Source organism: Caballeronia sp. LZ033 (assembly GCF_031451265.1).
Taxonomy (GTDB): Bacteria; Pseudomonadota; Gammaproteobacteria; order Burkholderiales; family Burkholderiaceae; genus Caballeronia.
The window spans coordinates 1-2,823 of sequence record NZ_JARUXQ010000020.1 but is presented as its reverse complement, the minus strand read 5'-3'; the positions used below and the strand labels follow the sequence as shown (position 1 = coordinate 2,823).

Here is a 2,823-nt window from a genome sequence, read left to right as displayed (position 1 = left end):
GGATCAGGTGAACGTCGTCAACACGACCGACACGGCGTCGACGCGCAGCTCCAACAGCAGCAAGAGCGCGAGCGTCGGCGTGTCGGTCGGCACGAACGGCTTCGGCATATCGGCGGCAATGGCGAACGCGCATGGCGACGCCAACAGCGACGCGGCGATTCAGAACGCGTCGCACGTAACGGGCGCTAATAGCGTCGCGATCGTCTCAGGCGGCGATACAAACGTGCTCGGCTCGCAGATCGCCGGAAGACAGATCGCGGCGGACGTCGGCGGCAATCTGAATATCGCGAGCGTGCAGGATACGACCGTCAGCGCGGCGCATCAAAGCAGCGCCGGCGGGGGCTTTGCGATCAGTCAGAGCGGTGGCGGCGGTTCGTTCAGTTCGCAGCACGGCAATGCGAGCGGCAATTACGCGGCCGTCGAAGAGCAAAGCGGGATTCATGCGGGCGAAGGCGGCTTTGACATCACCGTCAAGGGCAGTACCGACCTCAAGGGCGCGGTGATCGCGAGCGACGCCGACGCAAGCAGGAACACGCTCAACACAGGCACGCTCACCTTCTCGGACCTTCAGAATCGCAGCGACTACAGCGCGAGCAGCAGCGGGTTTAGCGCGGGTGGATCGATAGGCACTGCGCAGAGCGGTATAGGCCCGTCGTCAGTGAGCGGAGCGGGCGGCGTTGTGCCGATGATGAGTCAGAGCGAAAGCGGTAGCTCGAATGGCATCACGCGCAGCGCGATCAGCGCCGGGACGATCAACGTCACGGACCGCGAGCATCAGACGCAGGACGTTGCGAACCTCAGCCGTGACACGTCGAGCACGAACGGAACCGTTTCGACGCTGCCGGACGTGAACAACCTGCTGGACAAGCAAGGCGACATGATGAACGCCGCCAGCGCGGCGGGTGAAGCGGTGGCCACGCAGATCGGCATGATCGCGAACGCGAAGCGTGACGGCGCGCTCAAGGATGCAAAAGCAGCCTACGAGCGCGGCGACCTGGATGCGATGCAAGGCTACCTCGACACGGCGGATTCGTGGAGTGAATCGGGCAGCAACAGGATTGCGCTGCACGTAGCGGGTGGCGGGCTGATCGGCGGTCTGGGCGGTGGTGGCATCGGTAGCGCGGCGCAAGGTGCGGCGGGTGCGGGCATGTCTGCTTACTTGGCCAATCGCACGCAGCAGTTCGCGGATGCGGTCGCGGAGGAAGCCGGATCCAAACTCATCGGGAACATTGCGGGCAATGTGGCCAGCACGCTCGGCGGCGGCATCATCGGCGGCACGGCAGGAGCTGCGGCCGCGTCCAATGTGAATCTGTACAACCAGAACAACAACAGGAAGGAAAGCGAAGCCGCGAAGGAAGCGAAAGAGCTTCGGCAGATTCTGGATAAAGAACGGGCTATGCTTGCGCAGAAGTCGGTGAAGACGGCGGATACGGGTGCTGCGACGGTGCGGCCGCCCACCGGGGCACTTGCTGGAAAAGACGCAAAGAGTACGTTCTGGACTTCAACAAAGGATAAGACGCCGGTTGAAAATGCTTACGGTCATTCGACCAAGCACGGCGGAGAGTTTCCGGAGTATCAGAACTCAGTGCAATATGTTCAATCAGCGCAGGACTTTGTAAACAATCCACCGGATGGAACTCTGATTAAGACTCGCCCGAATGGCGATACGCTGTTTTACGATCCGGCGACAAACACGTTTGCGTCAAAAAACAAGGATGGTGCGCCAAGAACGATGTTTAGGCCGTCGGCTGGAATGGACTATTGGAATAAACAGTGATGCAAGAAGACCTTCTCCCGTGCCCATGCTGTGATAGCGTGACCCTTAGTGACCGCGGGAACTATGAAATCTGCGCAGTATGCGGTTGGGAAGATGATCCAGTGCAATCAGATGATCCTACATTTGCGGGTGGGGCTAATCAAAGCAGTCTGAATGAGGCCCGTGCACTTTGGCAGGCAAGAAAAAATCAGGCACAGTAACAACCAACCCGGCTATTGAGCTGGGTTGGTTGTTGTAGCGCTGTTCAGGCGGGGGTGATGACGAGCCTGCCGTGCTCGACGTGAACCCTGACGTTCTGCCCTGCTTCGAAACCCGCCTGCTCAAGCCATCGCCCGGCGAGCTTGAACCACGGATAAAGCGGCGGCGGTGTCTTGTTCGGCCGCATCGAGTAAGGCCGCTCGCGCTCGGCTTGTTGAATCTTGATGAGGCGCTCGGAATGCGCGTTCAATGCTTTAAGATTGGCGTCAGCCATAGTCAACTCCCGTCATGAGTTGGTTGTGGTCAGCGGGCTGTATGGGTTGGCGCCCATGCGGCCCGCGCTTCGTTTACGCGGTGGCGCGTTCGGTACGTCTCTTCAATGGTTCGACAAGTTGCTCGGTCATGGCGAGCAGGAAAAATCCCCAGACGATGGCTGCATAGCACCAAAAGCTGTTGAGGTTCCTGAGCCAGACGAACCGTGATGAGCCGAAAATGCCGAGCAGCGCGAGTGCAAACAGGAAGGCGGAGATGTAGGGAAAAATCAGCAAGTTCCAGCGGATGTATGCTTCGAAATGCAATTCGCCGATGAGGATATAGACGAAAGCGGCGATGCCGCCTGACCAGAAGGCCTTCAGAATAAAGATAAAAAAGAAGAGCCAAGTCTGAGTGCTCATTGGCAAACCATCGGGGATTGAGCTTCCCCTGAAATTTCGCCTTCCAGCAGGTCGCGTATAAACTCGACCCAAAGAAAGGAAAGCATAGATGTTCAAGGTACCGCACCAGGTGTACACGGCAGAGTTCAAGGAAGCCGCCGTGCAACGAGTCAAGGACGGGCAAGGCCTGAGCGC

General features: G+C 59.0%; 4 protein-coding genes. 2 read left to right on the top strand and 2 right to left on the bottom strand.

Features of this window, described 5'->3' with window-relative positions:
* Together QCE62_RS34940 and QCE62_RS34935 are read left to right on the top strand one after the other, a co-directional pair.
* Positions 1–1,777, top strand: a 1,777-nt coding sequence (locus QCE62_RS34940; RefSeq protein ID WP_309927980.1) for a hemagglutinin repeat-containing protein, incomplete at its 5' end; no start/stop codon positions are given.
* Positions 1,777–1,977: a CPCC family cysteine-rich protein gene (locus QCE62_RS34935; RefSeq protein ID WP_309820330.1), complete on the top strand. Its 201-nt coding sequence runs from the start codon at positions 1,777–1,779 to the stop codon at positions 1,975–1,977. The genes QCE62_RS34940 and QCE62_RS34935, both read left to right, overlap by 1 nt.
* A 44-nt stretch (positions 1,978–2,021) precedes the next feature.
* On the opposite strand, the gene QCE62_RS34930 is transcribed toward QCE62_RS34935, so the two are convergent.
* Both QCE62_RS34930 and QCE62_RS34925 read right to left on the bottom strand, forming a co-directional pair.
* Entirely contained in the window at positions 2,022–2,249 is a 228-nt protein-coding gene (locus tag QCE62_RS34930; protein WP_309927978.1) for a SymE family type I addiction module toxin, read from the bottom strand.
* Between the two features lie 73 nt (positions 2,250–2,322).
* Positions 2,323–2,823 (bottom strand): hypothetical protein (locus QCE62_RS34925; RefSeq protein WP_309927977.1); only part of this gene is annotated, 501 nt, incomplete at its 5' end.